This is a genomic window from Candidatus Bodocaedibacter vickermanii (assembly GCF_014896945.1).
Lineage (GTDB): Bacteria > Pseudomonadota > Alphaproteobacteria > UBA6184 > UBA6184 > Bodonicaedibacter > Bodonicaedibacter vickermanii.
Window position 1 is genome coordinate 959,086 of record NZ_CP054719.1, and the last position, 24,095, is coordinate 983,180.

At 42.2% G+C, this 24,095-nt stretch carries 19 protein-coding genes and 1 tRNA gene; 13 read left to right on the forward strand and 7 right to left on the reverse strand.

Annotation, left to right across the window (positions count from 1 at the left end):
• Window positions 1–48 precede the first annotated feature (48 nt).
• Window positions 49–1,650, reverse strand: a complete 1,602-nt coding sequence (locus CPBP_RS04435; protein WP_350331659.1) for a type II secretion system protein GspD — start codon at window positions 1,648–1,650, stop codon at window positions 49–51.
• A gap of 66 nt (window positions 1,651–1,716) precedes the next feature.
• Entirely contained in the window at window positions 1,717–2,001 is a 285-nt protein-coding gene (locus CPBP_RS04440) for a BolA family protein (protein ID WP_350331660.1), read from the reverse strand.
• 42 nt (window positions 2,002–2,043) lie between these two features.
• Between CPBP_RS04440 and CPBP_RS04445 the strand changes: the two genes are divergently transcribed.
• Complete coding sequence (locus CPBP_RS04445; RefSeq protein WP_350331661.1) at window positions 2,044–2,565, forward strand: J domain-containing protein; 522 nt, start codon at window positions 2,044–2,046, stop codon at window positions 2,563–2,565.
• Between the two features lie 821 nt (window positions 2,566–3,386).
• On the opposite strand, the gene CPBP_RS04450 is transcribed toward CPBP_RS04445, so the two are convergent.
• Window positions 3,387–3,620, reverse strand: coding sequence for a hypothetical protein (locus CPBP_RS04450; RefSeq protein WP_350331662.1), 234 nt, complete (start codon window positions 3,618–3,620; stop codon window positions 3,387–3,389).
• Window positions 3,621–3,741: 121 nt separating this feature from the next.
• On the opposite strand from CPBP_RS04450, the gene CPBP_RS04455 reads away from it, so the two are divergent.
• From CPBP_RS04455 to alaS, 3 genes are read left to right on the forward strand one after another with little or no spacing between them, the layout of a single operon-like run.
• Complete coding sequence (locus CPBP_RS04455) at window positions 3,742–6,093, forward strand: response regulator (RefSeq protein WP_350331663.1); 2,352 nt, start codon at window positions 3,742–3,744, stop codon at window positions 6,091–6,093.
• A 24-nt stretch (window positions 6,094–6,117) separates the two neighbouring features.
• Window positions 6,118–7,158, forward strand: coding sequence for a recombinase RecA (gene recA / locus CPBP_RS04460; protein WP_350331664.1), 1,041 nt, complete (start codon window positions 6,118–6,120; stop codon window positions 7,156–7,158).
• Window positions 7,159–7,173: 15 nt separating this feature from the next.
• Complete coding sequence (gene alaS, locus CPBP_RS04465) at window positions 7,174–9,804, forward strand: alanine--tRNA ligase (RefSeq protein WP_350331665.1); 2,631 nt, start codon at window positions 7,174–7,176, stop codon at window positions 9,802–9,804.
• Between the two features lie 963 nt (window positions 9,805–10,767).
• On the opposite strand, the gene CPBP_RS04470 is transcribed toward alaS, so the two are convergent.
• Window positions 10,768–11,619 carry an RNA methyltransferase gene (locus CPBP_RS04470; RefSeq protein WP_350331666.1) on the reverse strand — a complete coding sequence of 284 codons (852 nt, stop codon included), beginning with the start codon at window positions 11,617–11,619 and terminating at the stop codon, window positions 10,768–10,770.
• Between the two features lie 147 nt (window positions 11,620–11,766).
• On the opposite strand from CPBP_RS04470, the gene CPBP_RS04475 reads away from it, so the two are divergent.
• Window positions 11,767–12,198, forward strand: a complete 432-nt coding sequence (locus tag CPBP_RS04475; RefSeq protein WP_350331667.1) for a hypothetical protein — start codon at window positions 11,767–11,769, stop codon at window positions 12,196–12,198.
• 11 nt (window positions 12,199–12,209) lie between these two features.
• Here CPBP_RS04475 and rsmI read toward each other — a convergent pair whose 3' ends face one another.
• Window positions 12,210–13,079 (reverse strand): 16S rRNA (cytidine(1402)-2'-O)-methyltransferase, encoded by an 870-nt coding sequence (gene rsmI / locus CPBP_RS04480; protein ID WP_350331668.1) that lies wholly within the window; start codon window positions 13,077–13,079, stop codon window positions 12,210–12,212.
• A gap of 3 nt (window positions 13,080–13,082) precedes the next feature.
• On the opposite strand from rsmI, the gene CPBP_RS04485 reads away from it, so the two are divergent.
• From CPBP_RS04485 to hemW, 3 genes are all read left to right on the forward strand, one after another.
• Complete coding sequence (locus tag CPBP_RS04485; protein ID WP_350331669.1) at window positions 13,083–14,186, forward strand: penicillin-binding protein activator; 1,104 nt, start codon at window positions 13,083–13,085, stop codon at window positions 14,184–14,186.
• Window positions 14,187–14,912 (forward strand): ribonuclease PH, encoded by a 726-nt coding sequence (gene rph / locus CPBP_RS04490; RefSeq protein WP_350331670.1) that lies wholly within the window; start codon window positions 14,187–14,189, stop codon window positions 14,910–14,912.
• Between the two features lie 459 nt (window positions 14,913–15,371).
• Window positions 15,372–16,547 (forward strand): radical SAM family heme chaperone HemW, encoded by a 1,176-nt coding sequence (gene hemW / locus CPBP_RS04495; RefSeq protein WP_350331671.1) that lies wholly within the window; start codon window positions 15,372–15,374, stop codon window positions 16,545–16,547.
• A gap of 563 nt (window positions 16,548–17,110) precedes the next feature.
• Here the strand turns inward: hemW and CPBP_RS04500 are convergent.
• Window positions 17,111–17,695: a peroxiredoxin gene (locus tag CPBP_RS04500; protein ID WP_350331672.1), complete on the reverse strand. Its 585-nt coding sequence runs from the start codon at window positions 17,693–17,695 to the stop codon at window positions 17,111–17,113.
• 81 nt (window positions 17,696–17,776) lie between these two features.
• On the opposite strand from CPBP_RS04500, the gene CPBP_RS04505 reads away from it, so the two are divergent.
• Both CPBP_RS04505 and CPBP_RS04510 read left to right on the forward strand, forming a co-directional pair.
• Window positions 17,777–19,141, forward strand: coding sequence for an MATE family efflux transporter (locus tag CPBP_RS04505; protein WP_350331673.1), 1,365 nt, complete (start codon window positions 17,777–17,779; stop codon window positions 19,139–19,141).
• 1 nt (window position 19,142) lies between these two features.
• The gene (locus CPBP_RS04510; RefSeq protein WP_350331674.1) at window positions 19,143–20,501 is read left to right on the forward strand and encodes an MATE family efflux transporter; all 1,359 of its coding nucleotides are present in this window, start codon (window positions 19,143–19,145) and stop codon (window positions 20,499–20,501) included.
• 14 nt (window positions 20,502–20,515) lie between these two features.
• Here the strand turns inward: CPBP_RS04510 and CPBP_RS04515 are convergent, their stop codons facing one another.
• Window positions 20,516–21,895, reverse strand: coding sequence for a hypothetical protein (locus tag CPBP_RS04515; RefSeq protein WP_350331675.1), 1,380 nt, complete (start codon window positions 21,893–21,895; stop codon window positions 20,516–20,518).
• 218 nt (window positions 21,896–22,113) lie between these two features.
• Here CPBP_RS04515 and CPBP_RS04520 point away from each other — a divergent pair.
• The 3 genes from CPBP_RS04520 to CPBP_RS04530 all read left to right on the forward strand — a co-directional run bounded on the left by CPBP_RS04520 (window position 22,114) and on the right by CPBP_RS04530 (window position 23,586).
• Window positions 22,114–22,187 (forward strand) — tRNA-Cys (locus CPBP_RS04520).
• 169 nt (window positions 22,188–22,356) lie between these two features.
• Window positions 22,357–22,824 (forward strand): peptidoglycan-associated lipoprotein Pal, encoded by a 468-nt coding sequence (gene pal / locus CPBP_RS04525; RefSeq protein ID WP_350331676.1) that lies wholly within the window; start codon window positions 22,357–22,359, stop codon window positions 22,822–22,824.
• A 75-nt stretch (window positions 22,825–22,899) separates the two neighbouring features.
• Window positions 22,900–23,586, forward strand: coding sequence for a tol-pal system YbgF family protein (locus tag CPBP_RS04530; protein WP_350331677.1), 687 nt, complete (start codon window positions 22,900–22,902; stop codon window positions 23,584–23,586).
• Window positions 23,587–24,095: the final 509 nt, after the last annotated feature.

Here is a 24,095-nt window from a genome sequence, read left to right on the forward strand (position 1 = left end):
TACCTTACGCGGCTCAGGGGCGCTAAACACGCGCCAAGCGGTAGAACACTAAGGTCGGGGGTCTGTTGTGTATTTGTCCAGTAGGCGCTGATCGGCGGCTGTAATTTCCGGTTCATCATCAAGCGTTACGGCGCGCAAGAAGATCACAAGCTCTTTTACTTCTCTATCGTCTTCTTTGTTTGAAAATAAGCCCGACAATGGATTGTCCATCATTCCTGGAAACCCTTGTTGCTTGTTGCGAACGACTTCTTGCATCATGCCACCTAAAATCACCATCTCACTGCCCAATCGCAGCACCGAGTTGACCTCATCAATTTTGATTACGGGAATTCTGGATTGTAAGTTTTGCCCCAGTTTTAAGGCCGCCAACTCAACTGCAGGATCCAAAGCATATCCTGCACAGCTAGAAATTGTGGGGCGCAACGCCATGATAATCTCCCCCGTTTCTAAATCAATTGATGGTTGAACCGTTAAGATTAATCCGATGGGAACCGTTTGAATCTGGCTTTGAACATTCGTAAACGGCTCTTGAGCTCCGGACTGTTTTCTGGTGTTCGGGTAATAGGTGTCATATTTTATGTTAAAATAAACTTGATTTTCAACGACCTTTAAAATAGCCGGCTGATTGTTCATGACGGTTAATCGCGGGCTGGACAGGGTGCGCGTCGTCCCAAATCTATCCATCAAATTTAATATGCCAGACATCTGATCTTTTTCGGCTTTTAATATCAGGCCTTCTGTTGCGTTTTCAGCGCCGCCATATAACCCTTTGATGGTGCCTTGTACCCCGGCAAGATCTTTAAGAGCGCTCCAATTAATGCCGCTGCGGTATTCATTTTTTAATGTCACCTCAACCACTTTTGCCTCAATTAATACTTGAGCAGAGGCTACCTTGCGCAGTTTTTTTAAATAGTCGTCGATCATTGCATGCTTAGTTGTTGTTGCATAAATGCTTAAAATGCCGCCTTGTTTATGAATAGCAAAGGGTGGCTTTCCGCCTTGCGCGGGCTCATCCAACAGAAAAATATTTAAACTGGTGGTCAGTTCTTCCCAAAAATCATTTGTCATGGACGACTGAATTGCGCTTTCGGACCCATTGTTTAAAGATATTCCGGAATCGCTGTTTAATAACTTGGTTGCAACGGAAACATTGTCTTTGCTTTCGCGACGTAATGACAAGAATTGTACGTTGTAATTTTTCAAAAATGGAACATCGGGCTCTAGCCTTAGGCAGGTTCCATCAATGTGGTATCTCCATTTAATTAAAGATGATATGCGTTTGATAATATCAATAAACGGAACATTTTTTGCGTTTAACGATATGCCTTTTTCAGGAGACGAGGCCATTTCAATATCAATGCCGACTTGCTTTGCGGTCGTTGTTAAGACATCTTTTAACGATACTTCATCAGAAATATGAACGCTAATTTTCTTATTAAAGTTAGGGTGCAAGGTGGGCTCAACATCTGGCGTTGGTGTCACTTTGATTTTTTTTGGCTTCTTTACAGTTGGCTCTGGTTTGGATAATAAGTCTTCATACTCTTGCCGCGTTTTTCCATTATAAGGATCGTGTTCATTTGGAAATGGATAGCGACTGCACGATGCCACAAGCACCAAGAGTAGACTAAGAATCAAACACCGTTGCAACATACTAAAACTCTTTTTTGATTTTAGTATACGGACCGAGCCTTAATGAAACGTAAACAAAGAAAGAGATTATAAAATTTCAAATCGAATCGCATGCAACCCGTTATCAAAGGCGGATTGCAAAATCGCATACAGCTTGCGGTGTTGTTCAACCCTAGACATCTTTGTTAATTCTGCGGCACTAATCCGAACCCATATGTGTGTTAGAGTTTCTGTAGAATAAAGCATGGCGCCGTGTCCAGCATGTTTGGCAGACTCATCAATAATTTCTAGAAATTCGATTTTTAAACTATCTCGTAATAATTTATTTATGCTTTCAATAGAATTTTTCAAAATTAACCTTGTATCAAACATTTTCATCCTTACAATACATGAAAAGGAATTAAGTGTCATTCGATGACTAATAAACACTGTGATCATGAAAATTGTTCGACCCAGGGAGAATATAGAGCCCCTAAATCGCGCATTGCAAATGACGGATACTATTATTTTTGTATCGACCATATTCGGCTTTATAACAAACAATGGGATTATTTTAAGGGAATGTCGCCGGATGAAATTATGGCGCATCGTATTTCCGACATCACATGGCGGCGCCCTACATACACCGTGAAGCAGGGTAAGCTGTTCATGTCTCAATTTACCGAACATCCATTGTTTGAACAACCTATTGGCGTTATTCAAATAAAATCTCCCGGAGTTTTTCCGTTGCCACCGCGTAACAGCGTGGAGTTCAAAGCCATTAAAATGTTGGATTTAGAATATCCTTTTTCGGCTGAGGGTCTAAAAAAGAATTATTTTAAATTGGTGAAAAAACACCACCCTGATACAAACGCAGGCTGCAAAAAATCAGAAGAAACCTTAAAGAAAATAACGGTAGCCTATAAGGCGCTGTCTAGTTATATGGAGCGCTATTAACGCAGAGTCGTTAATGCGGGGTTAATAAAGGTTAAGATTCGGTTAACGCGATTTTTTTACCACCCCCCGCCCTAGTCACCCTCAGTGACCTTCGGGTGGGGGGACAAAACCCACTCCCTAAATCGAGACTAAATAGACGAAGCAATCCGTCTTTTCTTCTCGAAACGGTGGGCAAAATAACAATGTATGAGCGCTCTAAGGTTACTATATCTCTCAAAGGTTAACAAAAGATTGACGGAATAAACTTTTTTGGCAACCTGCCGTTGCCTCCATTAAGTTATATCCGATGCGCACGGACAGGGATTACAAAAACAACGTTGCGACAATTCGAACCTTTACTTTTACACACAGGATTATCTATAGGATGCAACGGCACGTTGCTTAGATCCGATGCGCACGGACAAGGATTACAAAAACAACGTTGTGACAATTCAGGAATGTCATTTTTCTCAAACGATGCCCCACCTATAGGATGCAACGGCACGTTGCCAGGAGCAAACCTGCGCCGTGTAATAAGGTCGTAGGTAAAACGCCTTGGCGGCGAGGCTGTCCACGGCTACAGGTAGTAAAATTGTCTCCAAGGTGTCGCAAAAAAGCCATTTTTTTCTTTCAGCGCAATGTGTCAACTTTATCCGTGATTGGCTATACATCCTATGAGCAGGAGCATAATGGCGTTGCTATGCTTGTGCAGATTAGGGGTGCTTTAGCGCATTGGGCGGGAGGTGCGAAAATCAAATTTTAAAAAAGTGAATTTAGTCGCTGTAAGCTGCGACTTTTTGGGGATAGCCCTCGCTATCGAAAGCCACCCCCAGCTGTCAGCATTAATTTATTTTTTTCGATAGTTTGTTCACAAGCTCCGCAACCTTTTCTAAAGAGCGGCTCACTTTTGTTTTTAGTGATTCTGCGATGTTGGGCAAGCCTGCTAACACTTCTAATTCTTGTTTTAATTCACACATTGCATTGTAATATTGTTTTTGGCGCAGCGTTGGCCAATGCTGGTCAATATTAACTACATTTGTTTTAATCTCTAAAAGGTCTCTGATTGTATTTTTCATGGGGCTTCTCCTTTAATCTTTCAGTTATTTAGGGTGAATTTATAAAAAATCAAGGGCTGACCAGGATATTTGTTGCAGGTTCTGCGGAAAATTGCCAGAATCTTAATAAAAAGATAAAAAAATGTTAAAAGAATTTCGGAATCTGGTCGTCTGGGCCATGGTAACCACCGTGCTTGTGGCAGGGGGATCATTGTCTTTGCTGTTGTGGGCTGAGGCGTCCCTTGTGTTTGGGGTCTTGTTTGTTGTTGTTGCGGGATGTTTAATAGCACTGCTTTCTCGGATTTTGTTGCATTACGCCACCTTAACAGAGCGGTATTCGTTGATGCTTGATAGCGCCAATGGGCTTCCCCAGGGAATGTTTGTTGTAAACGGACAAAACAAGCTGGTCTTTAAGAACAAGCCCTATGAGATATTTTTTCATGAAAATTTAGTTAGAAACAACATCATGCATAAGTTTCTGGATGTAACGCGTCGGGCGCGCATCGGAAGTACTGCGCAAGAAATTATAGACCTTAAGGGGGCAAAAGGAGATAAGCTTTCGTATCGATTAACGGCAACAGCCTTAAACAACCATCGCGGATATATTGCGTTTTCTGTTGGTGATGTTTCAGGAATGCTGGATCGAGCGACCCGCGATGATATGCGAGGGTTTTTAGATAAAGCACCTATCGGGGTTTTTTCCATTAATTCGGGAGGTGATTTTTTATATATCAATCACGTGGCTGCAGAATGGTTCTCTCGACCGTCGGCAAAAAAAAGCAACTTGTTTCGGGTGCTTGATGTTGCGGATGATCGCAGAGCCTTCTTCCCCCCCCTTGAAAGCATTAACCCCCAAAAAACGTATGAACATTATTTTTCGGTAAACAAACAGTTCTATCGGGTTTTTCAGCGCTTTATCAAAATGGGAGATGACTACGTAACCTGCTCAATCGTTTTTAAAAGCAAGCGCAACCGCCAATCAATTAATCTAGAGGGGCAGAACTTTAAAAGTGTATTTGATGATGCCCCGGCGGGTATTTTATTGGTAGATGAAAAGCGTAATATTTTGGCGGTAAATCAACGATTTTCTCATATGATTCAAAAACACTCTTCCGATTTGATCGGGCGAAACCTGGATGGGTTTTTAAATTTTTCATGTAAGAAAACAGTTTTAGAAGCCTTACAAAAAGCCTTTGACAAAGAGCCCACACAAAAACCGATAGAGATTTCATTTAAGGGCACCAAGAATGATGATTTGGCGGCGTACATTAGCCCCCTTCAGGAAGATGACAGGGTCATTGGCGCCATTGTTCATTTTTTAAGCACCTCGGAACAAAAGAAGATGGAAATCCAATTCGTTCACTCTCAACGAATGCAAGCCGTGGGGCAATTGGCCGGAGGTGTGGCGCATGACTTTAACAACCTTTTAACCGCCATGATTGGGTTTTGTGATTTGTTGTTACAGAGACATTCACCCGCAGAACAATCCTTTTCGGACATTATGCAAATTAAACAAAATGCAAATCGCGCAGCTGGATTGGTTCGACAGTTACTTGCGTTTTCTCGTCAGCAGTCGTTGCAACCTAAGGTGATTAATATTACCGATGCGCTGTCTGAACTTTCAGCGTTGCTTAGGCGACTTCTTGGGCCCGCCATAGAATTAAAAGTTAAACACGCTCGTGACCTATGGTTTATTAAAGTTGATAAGGGGCAATTTGAACAAGTTGTTATTAACCTGGCGGTGAATGCGCGCGACGCCATGGAAAATAGTGGTATATTAAAAGTCACAACCGCGAACCACACCAACAAAAAAATATTCGCACAAAATCATGACTCTATGCCCCCGGGTGAATATGTTCTGATTGAAATTGAGGATACGGGGTGTGGCATTTCCATGGACATTATTGACCGTATTTTTGAGCCGTTCTTTTCTACAAAAGCCGTAGGTTCGGGCACCGGGTTGGGATTATCCACCGTGTATGGAATTGTGAAACAAACGGGCGGATTTATTTTTGTGGACAGCATCGTTGGAAAAGGTACAAATTTTAGAATCTTTTTACCAAGACACGTTCAAAAAGAACAAGAAGAGACGATCGTACAGGAAGATCGGCACTTAAGCGATCTAACCGGAACCGCGCATATATTATTGGTTGAAGACGAAGACGCCGTCCGAATGTTTGCCGCACGCGCATTAAAGGACAAAGGGTACGAGGTTATAGAGGCCAGCAATGGGCTTGAGGCCGTTCAGCTGGCCAAAAAAGACAACATTGAATTTGACTTAATTATTACTGACGTGGTTATGCCGGGAATGGATGGCCCTCAAATGATTAATGAAATTCGACAATTTATGCCGACTGTAAAAGTGGTATTTATTTCGGGGTATGCGGAAGACTCTTTCCGCAAAAAATTAAACAACGAAGAGAATATACATTTCTTACCAAAGCCATTTAACTTGAAAGATTTGGCATTAAAGGTTAAAGATATTTTAAACTAAACTTTTTTCACACAAGGACATATTATGGACAAACAAAAGGCATTAGAGGCTGCTCTCAGCCAAATCGAGCGCGCATTTGGTAAGGGCTCCATCATGCGCATGGGGCAAAACGACACCTTAAATATTGAAGCAATCTCCACAGGATCATTAGGATTGGATCTGGCTTTGGGAATCGGTGGATTGCCCTGTGGTCGTATCATTGAAATTTATGGACCTGAAAGTTCTGGTAAAACAACCCTTACGTTACATGTAATTGCAGAGGCTCAAAAAAAGGGCGGAGTGTGTGCATTTATTGACGCGGAACACGCTCTGGATCCCGCGTATGCAAGAAAACTGGGTGTAAACGTTGACAGTTTGTTGGTGTCTCAACCAGATGCAGGTGAGCAAGCCCTAGAAATTGCCGATACGCTTGTTCGTTCTGGTGGTGTTGATGTTGTGGTTGTGGACAGCGTTGCCGCGTTGGTTCCCCGCGCAGAATTAGAAGGCGAAATGGGAGATTCTCACATGGGGTTGCAAGCGCGCCTAATGAGTCAAGCCTTGCGCAAGCTAACGGGATCAATCTCAAGATCAAACTGTATGGTTATTTTTATCAACCAGATTCGTCAAAAAATTGGCGTTATGTTTGGTAATCCAGAAACAACGACTGGCGGAAACGCATTAAAATTCTATGCATCTGTTCGTTTAGATATTCGTCGCATTGGCGCGATCAAAGATAAAGAAGACATCGTTGGAAATCAAACGCGTGTAAAGGTTGTAAAGAACAAAGTGTCGCCACCCTTTAAGGTTGTAGACTTTGATATCATGTATGGTGCGGGCATTAGCAAAGAAGGCGAATTAGTTGATCTTGGATCAAAGATCGGTGTTATTGAAAAGTCAGGATCTTGGTATTCATATGGTGACAATCGTATTGGTCAGGGTCGTGAAAACGTTAAAGAGTATTTCAAGCAAAACCCAGCAATCGCAACAGAAGTAGAAAATGCGATTCGCGCAAACGCAGGATTGGTTGCTAATCAATTGGCGGGACCGGCTGAAGAAGATAATGACGACGAAGGCACAGAAGAGTAAAAAAGGAGAAGATGTATGAAGGCCGCTGATATTCGCAGGGTGTTTCTAGATTATTTTAAGAAAAACGAACACCAGGTAGTTGAGTCCAGTCCGCTGGTTCCACAAAACGATCCAACGCTATTGTTTACCAATGCTGGAATGGTTCAGTTTAAAGACTATTTCACTGGGGCAGATGTTCCCCCATATCCACGGGCGGCCACCAGCCAAAAGTGTATTCGAGCAGGTGGAAAACACAACGACCTTGAAAATGTTGGATACACAGCGCGCCATCATACATTTTTTGAAATGTTGGGTAACTTTTCATTCGGAAACTATTTCAAAGAAGAAGCCATTCACCATGCGTGGACATTAATCACAAAAGAATACGGATTAAGCCCAGAAAAATTATTGGTGACGGTGTATCACGAAGACGAAGAAGCTGCGTCTTTGTGGAAAAAAATTGCTGGATTTAATGATGACAAGATCGTTCGCATTGCAACAAAAGATAACTTTTGGGCGATGGGCGATACGGGTCCTTGTGGTCCATGTACGGAAATTTTCTATGACCATGGTGAAGGCATTTTCGGTGGACCTCCTGGCAGCGCAGATCAAGATGGAGATCGATTCATAGAAATTTGGAACTTGGTCTTTATGCAGTTTGAACAACTAAAACAAGCTGATGGTTCCACAAAGATGATCCCACTTCCAAAGCCGTCTATTGATACGGGTATGGGGTTGGAGCGTATTACCGCAGTGATGCAAGGAAAACACAACAACTATGATATTGATTTATTCCAAGACATTATCAATACGTCTAAAGCGATCACAGGAAATGATGATCCAAGCTTAATTGCAGCGCACCGCGTAATTGCCGATCATTTACGATCCAGTTGTTTCTTAATTGCGGATGGTGTGTTGCCGTCCAACGAGGGTCGTGGGTATGTGTTGCGTCGCATCATGCGTCGTGCGATGCGTCAAGTGCACAAGCTTGGTTACAAAGATCTGTTGATGCATCAAATGGTTCCAATATTAGCTAAGGTGATGGGCGAAGCGTACCCGGATCTGGTTCGTGCTCAGCCGATTATCACAGAAACTTTGCGCCTGGAAGAGGAGCGTTTTCAACGTACGCTTGATCGCGGCATGAGCATTCTAACTGAAGAATCGTTGAGTGTTTCTGCTGGTGGGGCATTGCCTGGCGGCGTAGCGTTTAAATTGTATGATACCTATGGTTTCCCGTTAGACCTGACCCAAGACGTTATGCGCGGCGAAGGCAAGTCTGTAGATGTGGATGCCTTCACAAGTGAAATGGAAAAACAAAAAGAGCTTGCCAGGTCCAGCTGGGTAGGTTCTGGTGATTCAAAAGTTGACCCCATTTGGTTTGAAGTACAACAAGAAATCGGCGCATCAGAATTCTTAGGATACACAGTTGCTGACGCAGAGGGGCAATTGCAAGCGATTGTTCAGGATAGCAACTCTATTGAGACTGCAACAGTTGGCAGTACCGTTGCGCTTGTGTGCAACCAAACTCCATTTTATGCAGAATCTGGTGGACAGATGGGGGACGTTGGCGCCATCACCACAAGTGGTGCGGAATTCCGAGTGACCGATACGCAAAAACGAGCGAATGGCTTGTTTGTGCACTTTGGTCAAGTAACAAAAGGTGAGTTCAAAGTTGGTGATGCAGTTCATCTAAAGGTAAACAATCAACACCGACTTAATTTGCGGGCGCACCATTCTGCAACTCACTTGTTACATAAAGCGTTGCAGCTTACGCTGGGTAATCACGTCATGCAAAAAGGATCGTTGGTTGCAGCAGATCGTTTGCGTTTTGACTTTAGCCACATGAAGGCTGTTGCACGCGAAGAGTTGCAAAAAATTGAAGATACGGTCAATCATTATATCCGTCAAAACAAACCTGTTCAGACGCGAGTTACGACGCCAGAGATTGCTAAGGCTGAGGGAGCCATGGCGCTGTTTGGTGAAAAATATGGCGAAAGCGTTCGTGTTGTTTCCATGGGATTTGATGAAGCTGAAAAACGCACATACTCTACGGAGTTGTGTGGTGGAACTCACGTTGCTGCCACCGGTGATATCGGTTCGTTTAAGATTGTTGCAGAATCCAGCGTGGCATCTGGCGTTCGTCGTATTGAGGCGGTTGTTGGAATGGAAGCAGAAAAATTCATTCGTGAGGAAGAGTCCATTTTAAGATCGCTTGCCGATCACTTAAAATGCAGCCCAGCTGCGTTGTTCGATAAGGTTGAGGGGGTGTCTCAAAAAATTAAACAGCTTGAAAAAGACCTGAAATCAAAGGCATCAGCAAGTCCTGGGGCTAAGGCTGATATTCGACAATTGAAAGATAGTGGGTCTCTTGCAATTCAAGTTGTTGATCATACAAACGTATCCGAATTGCGTTCAATTAGCGATGAGCTAAAAACCCAAATTCAATCCGGGGTTGTAGTTGTGTTTGGTAAAGAGGCAGATAAGGTTTCGATCATTGTATCTGTCACTCAAGATAAAACAACGATGTACGACGCTGTTGCAATTGCGAGAGAATTGTCAGTAATTTTAGGTGGCAAAGGCGGGGGTGGGCGACCCGATTTTGCTCAGGCGGGGGGAAGCGATCCATCCAAGATTGACGTTGCGATTGCCAGCCTTTCGGCACTATAAACAAGGGCTCCTTAGGGAGCCTTTTTTTGTCGAACAAGAATCAATCTTTTGATGTTTTGAGCATTAGAAAAGGCTTGCCCGTTAATCTAGAATTAATAAAGGTTAAGGTTGAGTTAACGAGATTTTTTTACCACCCCCCCCTAGTCACCCTCAGTGACCTTCGGGTGGGGGGGCAAAACCCACCTCCTAAATCGAGACTAAATAGACGAAGCGATCCGTCTTTTTTTCACGAAACGGTGAGCTAAAAATAATGTATATAGGTGCACTAAAAGTACTGTAGCGCACAAAGGTTAACAAAAGATTGACGGAATAAAGATTTTTTGCGGCAATCTGCAGTTGTATCCAATCAATGAGATTGGATATGGTTGGAGGCGGATTGTAAAAACAACGTTATGGGAACGCAAAAATTTTATTGCTTATAACTTGTCTTATCGCAGGTTGGCGGCTCAAGGGCGCTTTACGCGCCAGAGCGGCATTGCCGCTATCAAATCGCAACGCGATTTGCTTGAGCCGCATAGAAGCAGAGGTAGGCACACATGAGAGAGTTGATACAGTTGGTGTCTGTGTGCTGGGTTAAACACTCATACTGCAGTATGGCCAAACAGAATAAGATGAATGTGTTGCGCTCTTTGTCTCATAGTTTCTTCTATTGGGTGCCGTGGGGCATTTCCAGGAACAACCCTGTGTCGCACATGGTGTAAGAAGATCGCAGAGAGGTCTTGGTAAAAGAAGAGACCTGTCTTCAAAATATCGTAAAAAACTCGTCGTTTCTTTCGGTGCTGTGGGGCCTTTTATCCATGATTGGCTGTAGCGAGGGGTAAGTAAACACCAAAATACCCCCATGCGCATTAAACGGTTTTTTGACTGGTTTGTCAAGATTAAGCTCTGAAAAATTCGACGATGAAACGAAAGGTAGGGTTGCGTTAATTTCAATACGGTTGGCTTTCTTGCTCCCTCCCGATCTTAAGATTGTTCGCCCGACTTTGATTTTTTCAAGCGCCTGGATTCTTTTTGATTTGTGTAAAACTCTTTATAGAAGGCTTTCTCATCGGGGTGTTTGGTAAGATACGTTACGATCCCGTGCAATGTTCGAACTTCTTGAGATTCCAACCCCGCCTTGGTAAACATGTTTCGAATGTTTTGAATCATGACCTCTTTTTTTTCATCAATGCGCAAGAACCCCGATATTTCCAGTTCTTTTTCTAGCTGATTAAAAAACGAAAGTAACTCTTCGCGCGGCGCAGGCTCCAATTTTTTAACTCGCCGTAACTTTATTTTGTCGGAAATTTTTGTCCATTCATACCCAACCAACAATACTGCTTGCGCCAGGTTGAGCGATGAATACGCAGGATTCAACGGAATTTCTAAAATAGAATTGGCTAGCGTTATGTGTTGATTGGTCAACCCGCTTTTTTCACAGCCAAACATGACCGCGCATTTTTCTCCATTTTCAATGACTGTTTTAATGATTGGAAACTGTTGGTCTGGGTCATAGACAGGTTTGTATAATTCGTGTTTGCGCGGAGAGGTTGCGACCAAGTGTTGAATGTCTGCAACGGCAGATTCCAACGAATCAAAGACTTGCATAGCTTCTAAGACGCTGTCACCCCCGGCAGATGCAGCAATGGCACGACCATGTAGCAGGGGTTCGCCGCTCTCGACCCATTTGGGTTTGACCAAGCGTAAGTCGTGCAATCCACAATTGAGCATGGCTCTGGCAGACATCCCCACGTTTTCGGGCAATGCGGGTTCAACCAATATGATGCTGGGGCCATGGGTTCGAATATTGTTTGCGTTGCGATTTGTGCCTGCCATGAAGGATCTTTCAAATTAAATTGTTCATCGTAATATATATAGTGCACCCGCACGTTAAAAGAAAGTCCATAGATACAGTAGTTAGCCGCATTAATCGATGGTATAAAAAGCAGGATAAAACGAAAGAATGCCCGGAGAAAATTAATCATGGATTTAAACAAAAGTTTTTTAAATGCATTCTATTTTTTTGAGTATTTAATAGATAAAAAGTTTGTTGTACCCTCTGGATCTTTTGACATTGTCTCTATAATTAGCGATATGAGCGCCTTTGTTTTTGAGTCGGATGAATTTGGAATACATCGACCTTCAGATGTAGGCGAGGGCGAAGAATGGATAGAGGCTCTAGAAAAAATTGGGGTAACTAACTCTGAAAATATTACGAGTAACCAAGCCTTTGCAGGAGCAATTGCATACTTAGAGTATCATAAAAAACAATACAATTTCGAAGTTCAGGATATCTTAAATCTTTTATATAACATGCACAACAATCCCGCGGAATATAAAGACTTGTGGGATAAATGGGTGGAAATCATTGAAAAATCCCCAGACCTTTCTTTCTGCATTAAGAGCAAAAAATAATATCAATATCTTTAGCTCTTTAAGCCTATAATTCGAGTGTACAGCTCTTTTTTTGAAACACCATATTCATGTGCGAGCTGTTCTGCGGCATCTTTAGAGCTCATATGAACTAAGGTGTTCAGAATCTCAGCGTCGGTAATGTCGGTTAATTCTTTAGCTTTTGCGCCTTCGATAAGAACCACAAATTCACCCCTGGGTTCTTTTGAGCCTATCGTTGTTAAAACCTCTGAGATCGAGCCCCGTTGAATCTCTTCAAATTTTTTGGTGAGCTCCCGCCCAACGACGATGGTGCGATTGCCCAATTCAGAATGAATGTCTTCTAACAACGAGACAATGCGATGGGGGGCTTCGTACAAAATTAAAGTTATCGGATACGACGAAAGCTGAGAAAGCTCTTTCTTTCGTGCCATTGATTTGGGAGATAAAAAGCCGACAAACAAAAATCGATCAGTGGGTAACCCAGATAGCGTCAAGGCTGTAATGGCGGCGCTGGCCCCAGGAATGCTTGTCATATACAAATCGTTTTGAATGCAATCGTTGACCAGATTAAACCCCGGATCAGAAATTAGCGGTGTTCCAGCATCTGAAACCAAAGCGACAACCTGCCCAGATTGTATGTGTTCAATGATTTTCTGGCTGGCCATCTGAGCGTTGTGATCGTGGTATGTGATCAATGGTTTTTTAATACCGTATAAACTTAAAAGTTTTGAGGTGACCCTGGTGTCTTCACACGCAATAAGATCTGCTTGCGAAAGTATGGCTAAAGCGCGTAAACTGATGTCGCTAAGGTGTCCAATAGGGGTTGCAACAAGGTATAGCCCCGGTTGTGTTTTACATCCTGGTAGCGACTGGACAAACGGTATTAATAAATCAGAGGTCATTCCATGCATATCTTTCAATCAATTCGATTCGGACTAAGGTTTTACATCCTATCCTTAATCGTGCTTTTCTTCAATGGTTGTTCTTCAGAGCCCAAGCAGCCACCCAGACCGGACACTAGAGAGGTTAACGTGGTTGTGCTGCTGCCCTTGTCGGGTCAATACGCCCATATTGGTGATTCGTATTTGAAAGCAATTGAGCTGGCATTGTTTGAGTTTGCAGACCTGAATTTAAAGGCACAAGTCTTGGATACCAAGGGAACCTTTGAGGGGGCGTTGGAAACACTAAAGCATGTAAAAGATGCCGATGTGGTTTTGGGGCCTGTGATGTCAACAGCGGTTGATGCGGTTTCTATGTGGGCGTTAAAACGAAAAATCCCTGTGATTAGTTTAACAAACAACTTTACGAAAGCCCAACCAGGCGTGTTTGTGTTTGGAATTCCGCCTCAATCAGAGATTGAAGCTATGGTTGGATCCGCAGTAAAAAATCGTATGGAGCGATTTACAGCCATTTTGCCATCTGGTGCTTTTGGTGCAACGATGAGAGAATCTTTGGAAAAAACGATTCAAGCATATGGAGCATCCTTAGTTGATGTGTTTTTCTATAGCCCCAACATGGATGAGTTGCCCTCTATTATCAAGCAGATGCAAAAGAAAACCGTAGCTGGCATCTTTGTTTTGAGTGGCGGGAAAGAATTGTTCACGATCAGCGAAGCTATAAAGAGTGCAAAAATTTCTGGTCGAATTCTGGGAACTCAACAGTGGAAAGCATCCGATGTTATTCATTGGAGAAATCTAAGCGAGTCCTGGTATACATCTGGATATTCAGCTCAAAAACAAATCTTTGAAAATCGTTACTTTTCCTTGTATAACAAGGAGCCTGATGTTTCGGCCTACCTTGCGTATGATGCAATGGCGATGTTATCAAAGCTTCACAAGCTGAGCTATGATGCGCCGTTTTCGATGACAGCATTAACAAGCCCAATGGGGTTTGTTGGGTTGCAAGGTTCGTTTTCATTACAAAAGGATGGGAGCGTTAAACGCAAAATTGCGATTATGGAAATAAAAGATGGCGCAAGCCAAATGCGAGAATTAGTTGAAGGAAAATAAATGCGTAAAAATGATCGTTCTGAAAAAGCGTTAAGAACTGTAAGTATTGAACCTGGATTTAGCCTGCATGCAGAAGGATCCTGCTTAATAACCGTGGGCAACACCAAAGTGATATGTACTGCGTCTGTGGACGAAAAAGTGCCACCATTTTTACGTAATACGGGTAAAGGCTGGGTGACCGCAGAGTATGGTATGCTGCCAAGATCAACGGGATCCAGAATGGATCGTGAGGCTGCCAGAGGGGGTCAGTCGGGGCGCACTCATGAAATTCAACGGCTAATCGGCAGATCGCTTCGCGCTGTAATCGATTTAACGGCGTTGGGTGAGCGTCAAATTAAAGTGGATTGTGACGTTATACAGGCGGATGGCGGCACCCGAACTGCAGCAATCACTGGGGGGTTCGTGGCGCTTTATTTTGCGTGCAAACACCTGGTGGATCAAAAGCTGATTAAAACACTTCCCATTAAAGATCATGTGGCCGCAATTTCTGCTGGCGTTGTCAAAGGGCAATCCGTTTTAGATTTGGATTATGATGAAGACAGCACCGCTGAAACCGATGCAAACTTTGTAATGACGGGCAAGGGTGGAATTGTTGAAATTCAATCCACAGCCGAGGGCGAGCCATTTCAGTTAGAGCAATTTCAATCGATGTTTGATTTGGCCAAATCAGGCATAAACGATTTGATTAAATTACAAATGAAAGTAATGTATCCAGAGTTGTCATAGGTTATTTAAGTTTGGAAAGTCGTATGAGTGTAGATCTTGCCTAGGTAAAATATGATCCTCAAGGTTCAAATACAGTCATGCGAACACCCAAAGTTACCGGAGAATAAATGACAGAATATATAGTTAAGCACTGTCGTTAATCTGGGGTTAATAAAGGTTAAGATTCGGTTAACGCGATTTTTTTACCACCCCCCGCCCTAGTCACCCTCAGTGACCTTCGGGTGGGGGGACAAAACCCACTCTCTATATCGAGACTAAATAGACGAAGCAATCCGTCATTTCTTCACGAAACGGTGGGCTAAAATAACAATGTATGAGCTCTATAAACTTACAATACCTCCCAAACGTTAACAAAAGATTGACGAACTGAAGATTTATCGAGATTATCTATATATACACCAATACTCAAAGGCATATGTCCTTGACAGCGTCGCTACCTTGGATTAAGGTTCAGCCATCATGAACACACACACAACTTCCGCAGCTTTTCCAAAACCGCTTGGTATTTATGTTCACTGGCCGTTTTGTGTATCGAAATGTCCATATTGTGACTTTAACAGCCACGTTGTGCAAAGCATAGACCTTGAGCAATGGACAAGGGCATATGTGAACGAATTGCGATTTTCGCATCAGCAAACATCTGATCACCAAGTTCAAACTATTTTCTTTGGCGGGGGGACTCCTTCATTAATGCCCCCCAGTTTGATGGCAACGATTATCGATACGATTCAATCTTTGTGGTCATGTTCGGATACTCTAGAAATTACCTTTGAGGCCAATCCCACGAGTGTTGAAGCTGAAAAGTTTAAAGCATTTAAGGCTGCTGGGGCGAATCGTGTATCCATTGGCGTTCAGGCGTTTAATGATGCCGATCTAAAATTCTTAGGAAGACCCCACAATTTAGCAGAAGGCATTGGCGCCATTGAATTGGCACATCAATCGTTTGATCGTGTTTCATTCGATTTAATTTATGCCAGACCTCATCAAAATTTAGACGCATGGGCGGCTGAATTGTCGATGGCATTAACTTATGCTCCGACGCACATTTCTTTGTACCAACTAACCATCGAGCCGGGCACAGCATTCCATACGTCGTTTGCTCGTGGAGATTTCCCAATGCCCGACGAACATCTTTCCGCAGAAATGTATGATTTGACGGGAGATGTTTTAAACAGCAAGGGGTTTCACGCCTATGAAGTTTCTAATTATGCAATTCTGGGGGAAGAGTGTCGCCATAACCTAATGTATTGGAAATACAACGACTATGTGGGGGTTGGTCCGGGTGCGCATGGGCGCATTACACAGGAGGGTGTAAAATATGCAACACGACGTCATCGTGCTCCGTCGTTATGGTTGGATGCGTGTTTAAAAAACGAGCATGGTCAGCATGAGCTGATTCCATTATCGTCGTATGAAGAGTTAACAGAGCTGATGTTGATGGGGTTGCGATTGGAAAATGGTATTGAGATTCAGCGATTTGTCGATGTTATTCATCAACCGCCATCGGATATTTTTGGTCAGAAGTGGGCGGCGTTACAAACAGAGGGGTTGCTTGAGATTCGAAAGAATTGTATCGTTCCCACGAAAAAAGGACGATTAAAGCTAAACGGAATTCTAGATTTTTTATTTGGGTAGTTTTGGTTGCTTCGTGACGTTGCGCTTTCCAGAAAATATTTTTTTCTGTTCATAAAATGTTAATGAATGTCTGATAGATTGAAAATAGGTAGGTAAGTTACATCGACAGCCAGGTCGGTGCGTAATAACCAACGACGAAATTATTGCAGAGTACTATGCAGTAGTATAGTCGAGATGGATTGAGGTTGGAATCTTAATGTGTTCAATAATCGTAAAAAACTTAGTTTTTTGGATTACCTTGGTTATTATGTTGAGGTGGTGGCGGGGTGGGCCGTGTGGAGTTTCATCGATGTTCAGGTGGGCCCCACTGTTAAGTGGGTCATTCACGGAGGGCCCCATCGGGGCACGAGGCCAAAAGGTCTAATTTTCAAATTTTTCAGATAAAACCGAAAAAGAGGTTCAATTTTAAAAGATCGAACCGTTGGTAGAGAATGTAATGGCGCGCTGTATAATAATGGATCCAACGACTTTTCCTGACGTAATCCTAGATTGCAAAGGGGCGCAAATACAGAAAAGCTCTTTACAATTATGATGTAAAAAAAGAGGGCTTTCGCCCTCATCATTTAGGTGTTTTGAGTTAGGTATGTTGAAACACTTTCTCGGGTTGCTTTCATTGCTGTTTTACCCTTCATCCAGTTAGCAGGACAAACTTCACCATTTTGTTCCACATGTTGAAGGGCGTCTACGGTGCGCAAAACCTCCTCAACGCTGCGTCCAAGGGGCAGATCATTGACTAGCTGATGACGCACAATGCCACTTTTATCGATTAAGAATACAGCGCGATAAGCTACATTACCATCCGACAACACATCGTAATCCTTTGCAATTTGTCCACCAAGATCAGAGATGATGCCGTATTCGATTCCTTGAATTCCACCCTTGTCTTTTGGAGTGTTCAACCAAGCAATGTGAGCGTGATCGCTGTCAACGCTGCACCCAAGCAATTCAACGTCCCTGCTTTTAAATTCGCTAAGCTTTTCTTGAAATGCGTGCATTTCTGTGGGGCAGACGAAGGTAAAATCTAAGGGATAAAAGAACAAAACAACATATTTATTTTTGTAATCCGATAGGCTGATTGTTTTTGTTTCATTGCCAAACACGACTTTTGCTTTAAAGTCAGGAGCATGTTTTCCAACTAATACGGTCATAGAATATTTCCTTTCACGGGTAAGTAATAATTTGCTTTTAGATTCAAACCATATTAAACCTTTAGAGAGGTGTTTTCAATCATGTCGTCTATAACCTTTCAATCGTTTGGTACTCTTGCAACATTTCGTGTTGCCTTTCCGCTAATGTTAGTCGCGCTGTCTAGCAATATGATGCTGTTCTTTGGGCGGATGGTTTTGGCGAAATATGATGTTTCTGTTATGAATGCTGCTGCCAGTACGGTGCTTGTCTGTAATATTTTTCAGGTCGCGGGGCTTTCCATTACTGCTATGGCTGAAATTTTTGTGGGGCAAAATAATGGTGCTGAAAACTTTAAGCAAGCCCCCAATGCTGTTTGGCAAATGATTTTGTTTTCGTGTGCGCTATTGTTCGTGTTTGTCCCTATCGCTGTGTGGGGAGGAGAGTTTTTTATTGCGAGCAAGTTTCAGGCTCTTGGTTTGGGATATTTTCAAATTACAATGTTGGGCGGTTTTCTTGTGCCTCTGCTGGGGGCGTTGGCCTCTTTTTTTGTGGGGACGGGAAAAACAACGCCTTTAATTATTAGTGCAATTATCGCCAATATTACAAATGCATATTTGAACATAACGCTAGTGTTTGGGGTTGATGGTTTGATTTCTCCACTGGGGGCGAACGGTGCTGCGATTGCTACTGTTGTTGCGTTGGGCATTCAGGTATTATTTTTATTTTTTGTATTTACAAGCCATTCGAATGATGCAATCTTTAAAACAAGGCGTCCAACCTTTGATAAAAAACAGATGCTTGAATGCTTAAGGGTTGGCTTGCCTAACGCATTTAGTCGAATGATTGAAATCGCAGGATGGGCAACTATCGTCGCTTACCTGTCCACAATTGATGAGAGCTATGTAACGGTTCAAACGCTGTGTCATTCTTTAATAATTATGTTTATTTTTGCGGTTGAGGGGTTATCAAAAGGAATTACGGCCATTGTATCCAATGCTATTGGGCAAGGAGCGTATTGGGCAATCAACACCGTTGTTAAATCAGCTGGAAATATATTGATTGCAATCTTGGTGGCGCTTTGGTTTGTATTGTGGTATGCCCCCGAAGCAACGATTTTGAAGGTGATGAATCAAGCGCAGTTTGTAGATCCTGAGCTTATTCGTCATGTTACTTTAGCTTTTAAAGGGCTATGGGTTTATTTTGCATTTAACGGTCTTAGCTTAATTATATGGGGCGTGTTGACAGCGGGGGGTGATACAAAGTTTATTATGTGGAGCAATACGCTTAGCACATGGATGTTTGCCGTGATTCCCACGTATGTTTGGGTTTCAAGCTTTCCAGCGACCCCTGCGGTTCCCTATCAGTATATTGCGCCTGTATATGGATTTTTAGGGTTTGTTATCGTTGCAATTCGTTTTTATAGCCAAAGTTGGCTAAAGCTTAATCTTAACAAAGCGGCACTATAGTATGAAGACCTTAACAAAACATCCGTCGGGAAGTTTTTCTGAATTGTTGTCGATAGCGGTGCCATTAATATTAACGGCACTTTCGGGAAACCTGTTTGTGTTTGTTGATAGGATCATGTTGTCCTATTATTCGTTTGACGTATTTAATGCCGTGTCTGGGGTGGGGGTTGTGTTTGCGACGCTGTGTTATCCTGGGTGTGCAATAGCCGCAATCACAGAGGTATTTGTTGGTCAATATAATGGTTCTGGGCAATATGATAAAATCGCAGCACCCGTATGGCAGATGATCTTTTTCGCGATTGCATCCATTGTTGTTTATGTGCCGTTAGCATTATTGGGAGAGTCCCTGTTTTTGTCCCCGGTCTTTGTGAAAGAGGGGTTGCTATATTATCAAATCCTTGTAATCGGGGCGCCGTTGTTTCTGTTGCAAAACGCAATGGCTGGTTTTTTTATAGGGGTCGGACGCGCCGGATTTGTTACCGCAGCAGTATTGATCAGCAATCTGATGAATATAATTCTAAATTATGTATTGATTTTTGGATTTTGGATTATTCCCCCATTGGGCGCCGCAGGTTCTGCGACGGCATCTATGATTGCAGAAAGCATTCAGCTGATCATTTTGTTCGGAGTATTTTTCAACAAGCACAATCATTTAAAATACTTGACCCGCAAGGCATCTCTTAATTTGAAATTATTATGGGAGCAACTAACCATAGGTGTCCCTGGCGCTGTGGGACACACGTTTGAAATTGGAGGCTGGGCTTTTTTATCAAACTTTAGAGCCGGTCTTGGCGACGCTTATGTAACGGTGATGTCGGTGAGTGGGGCCAGTTACCTTTTGTTTTCATTTTATACAGAAGGGTTGCAAAAAGCAGTTACAGCAATCACATCAAATATGATTGGTTCCAGGGATTATAGAAATATTGAAAAAGCGAAACGTTCTGCCTTTGTGCTTCAGGCGCTGTTTCTAGTGTTGATATTTATACCGTTGGTTGCATGGAGCGAAATTAGCATTCGCCCGTTAATCGACATTGAATTGCTGACACCAGAAACGTTGTTTGCCATTAAAATGGCGTTGTTGGGCAATTTTTTGTTTATGCTTTTTGATGGATATTATTGGATATATTGTGGAATGTTAACGGCAGGTGGTGATACCAAAACGGTTATGGTCGTGAACAGCGTTTCGGTTTGGTTGTTTTGTGTGTTGCCTTCTGTCATCTGGTTAACATACTTTCCTTCAGAATCATATACGGTTAGCTTGTACTCGTTCCCGATATATGGAGCCATTGTAACGGGCATCTTATATTTGAGAGTTCGAAGCAATAAATGGATCAAGCTTGATTTATCTAAAGCTAAATGATCGATTTTTGCGCTCTACCACTCTACAATCTGATCTTTTTCCCAGAATAGCCATCGAGTTATTTCTCGATTATTAGATGTTCCAATTTTATATAGATCAATTACACCAGCATTCAACTCAATTTTGTATAGGATGCCTTTATATGTTCCAACGTATAAAAATTTTTCATCTGCAGTAATATCCATAGTTTGAATATTAAAACCTAGGTAATCATCCCATAAGTGTTCGCCGGAATAACTACGTGCTCGGATGTATCCTTTTGCATCACCGATAATATAACCAAAAGAAGTTGTAACGCCCGCATAGACTCTACTTTCTGTATCTAATTCAATAAACTGTTTCTCGGGCAGTTGGTTGCTTTTTAATTCGTCAACTTGAACAGCTAGTGTGCCGCCGTTGTAAAAATGACAAGAGTTAAAACATGCCTGGGTGTCGTCTTTTGAAAATAAAGAGTAGTGAGGGTATGCAGAAATTGGTTCAACAGAGCCTAAACGAGATCCATTTACGCTATACAAATGATGTGATGAGCATTGATGCCCAAGGCTAATTAGTTCGTTTGAATGTGATAAGGAAAAATGAAACATCGAATAGTCTCCATGGCTGAAAATATCTTTTTCATTCAAGGGGTCTCGTTCATCTTCAGAAGCATAGTCAGCGATATACTGCTTGTCTGGAAAGATAGCTGTTGTTTTTTCATCGTCAACTAAAAATAACCCGTTGCAAAACCCACCTAACAAAACTCTTTTGCCGTCAGAAAAGGGTATGCATGTGTCGCCTAGAAACTTTAAAGTTTCTTGATTTTTTGCAGCTATAGTACCATCAGCAAAATAAATAGTTCCCTGGGGCCATGCCAAGACAAGTTTGCTTTTGTCATCCCAATTTTCTTTAAGATGAATGCCATCATCTTTTAAAAAGGCTATGATTTTTCGTTGTGGGCAAATTCCAAAATCACCAACCCCATCTAAAACTTGGAACATGCTATCTTTGTATACATAACAGTTTCTTTGAAAGAACCATTTGTTGTTTTCATTAGAGAATTTAGATTCGTCTATAGAGACTAAAAAAATTTCATCTGATACAGCAATAATTTTATGAATATTGCTTATGTCTGGCTTTTCCTCAGTGAGCGAATAAAAGGGCTCTGTTTGTGGCGGGAACAGCGTTCTAAGCTCTTTTGCTTTTCCAGATTTATTAAACTGTACCAAGGTCTCAAACAATTGCTTGGCATATGTGTGTCGATTATCTTCGGGGGCTTCAACTTCAGGTCGAACCTTCCAATTTGTCTTTTCTCCAAGAACTCTATAATCGTTAACAAGCTTGGTATATTTAAAAGAGTCTTGTTTGTATTTATTCGAGAGTTGTCTAATCTTAATATTCTGTAAAAACTTAAACATTTTCCGTGCTTTCAAGGTTGCCCAAAGTTAAGGAGAGAGGTGTGGACAAGATAATTGTTGTGATGCAAATAAGCAAGCATCTTATATTTGAGAGTTCGAAGCAATAAATGGATCAAGCTTGATTTATCTAAAGCTAAATGATCGATTTTTATCTATAGAGTCAATTTCTTGCTTGACCATTTACCTCAAGATGATTACATTGTGACCGTGCTGCGTTAGGCCGGGTGGTAGAGTGGTTATGCAGAGGACTGCAAATCCTTGTACGTCGGTTCGATTCCGATCCCGGCCTCCAGCAAAAGTGGTGCAAAAAAGCAACGTCGTAAAATTTTTACCTTTTTGACACTTATTATCTTGATTTAAAGATATCCTTGTAAGAATATGAGTAAGAAAAGAAATGACATTAATTCCTTATTAAGGATATTAGTGTTTACTTAAAGCAGTTTATTTAAAAGAGGTTTTTCATGTATAAAAAATTATTATCATCTCTGGTTGTGTTGTTTGCATTGACTGGGTGTTCTTCTGATCCAACAGACAGCATGTCTTCATGCCAAATGGGAGCTATGCAAACTAGCTTCATGAACCATGTTGGTATGGAAGGTGATCGCGTATTCTTCGACCTAGATAAAAGCGCTGTAACTGCTGCTGAAGCTGCAAAGCTTGATAAGCAAGTTGCTTGGTTGGCTCAAAACGAAAATGCAAGCGTTCGCATCGTTGTTGAAGGTCATTGTGATGCGCGCGGTACTTCTGAGTACAACTTAGGATTAGGTAAGCGTCGTGCTGAAGCAGTAAAAGCATACTTAGTATCTAAGGCTGTTTCTGCAGATCGTATTGATACAGTAAGCTATGGCAAAGAGCGTCCAGCAGTTGTTGGATCTGATGAAGCTGCTTACGCTAAGAATCGTCGTGGCGTAACTGTTGTAATTGAATAATTACCGGTTTGTCACTATAATTAAGCCGCCACATGTTGGCGGCTTTTTTATTATCAAAACAGGGGAGATAGAGAGATGAGATGTCTATATTATGCGACGTTAATGGTTTTTGGCTTGGTTAATGTTGTTTCGGCCGAAGAAGAAAAGGTTGAACAAAGTGTTGTTGAGTATGTTCAAGAGCTAACTGGAAAGCTAGATACTTTGACGCAAACAATAGAACTGTTGGAAAAGCGTATCGAGATTTTGGAATCGGCGTGTCATGCGCGAGGCGTTGAAGAAAATAGCAAAAAGATCGAAAATGGGGTGATGGGTTCTCAACCCGCCTCTGTTGAAAAACCAAAGCGATCTAAGCCTTCTGCTGGTGCTGATAGGTTGTCGAGCGATGGTCTGAGCGCTCTTCAGCATAAAAATTTTGATGAAGCAGAGCAGAAATTTTTGGATTTAGTTCAGTTCTACCCAGAGCATTCGGCGGTACCCGATGCCTGCTATTGGCTGGGTGAAATACACGTCATCAAAAAACAATATGCGCATGCTCAGGCGTATTATGCGCTTGCTTACAAAGCATTTCCAGAAACGAATGTAAAAAAAGCTGAGATTGGTTTGAAAATTGCCGAATGTTATTTTTCCTTGAATAAAAATAAAGAGGGATGTTTGTTTTTAAAAGAAATCATGAAATTGCAGCAGCGCGGTGCTAATATCTCAAACGCAACATTGCAGTTGATGCAAAAGTATTGGGCGCTACATAAGTGCGCTGATTTATAACGAGATCCTTTGCGGGGTGCTGACACTTAACCCCGTGTTAACGAAGGTTAACAAATTTTTAAAAAATCAATTTCGCGCCACCCCCCACCCTATCACCCTTCGTGACCTCAGGGTGGGGGGACAACACCCACCTCCTGAATCGAGAAAATAATAGACGAAGCGATCCGTCATTTCTTCACGAAACGGTGGGCTAAAATAATAATGTAAGAGTGCACTAAAAATACTATAGCCTACAAAGATTAACAGTTTATGAACAATTGGAAGATTTTTGTAACGTAGCGTTTACAGAAGAACGTAGGTCGGCGGCTCAGGCAAATTGCGTTGCAATTTGATGATGGCGAATGCCATCTAGCGCCTTGCGCTCCTGAGCCGCATAACTGCGGTAATGAATATTTCCCGCGATGCTTTTGCAGACAATTCTGCAGCCCGTTAAATCGCGCCTGCGATGTTCTTATTTTACTGGCAGCATACGTGTTCCGTGGTTCGCAATACTTTGTTGTTTGCGGCCA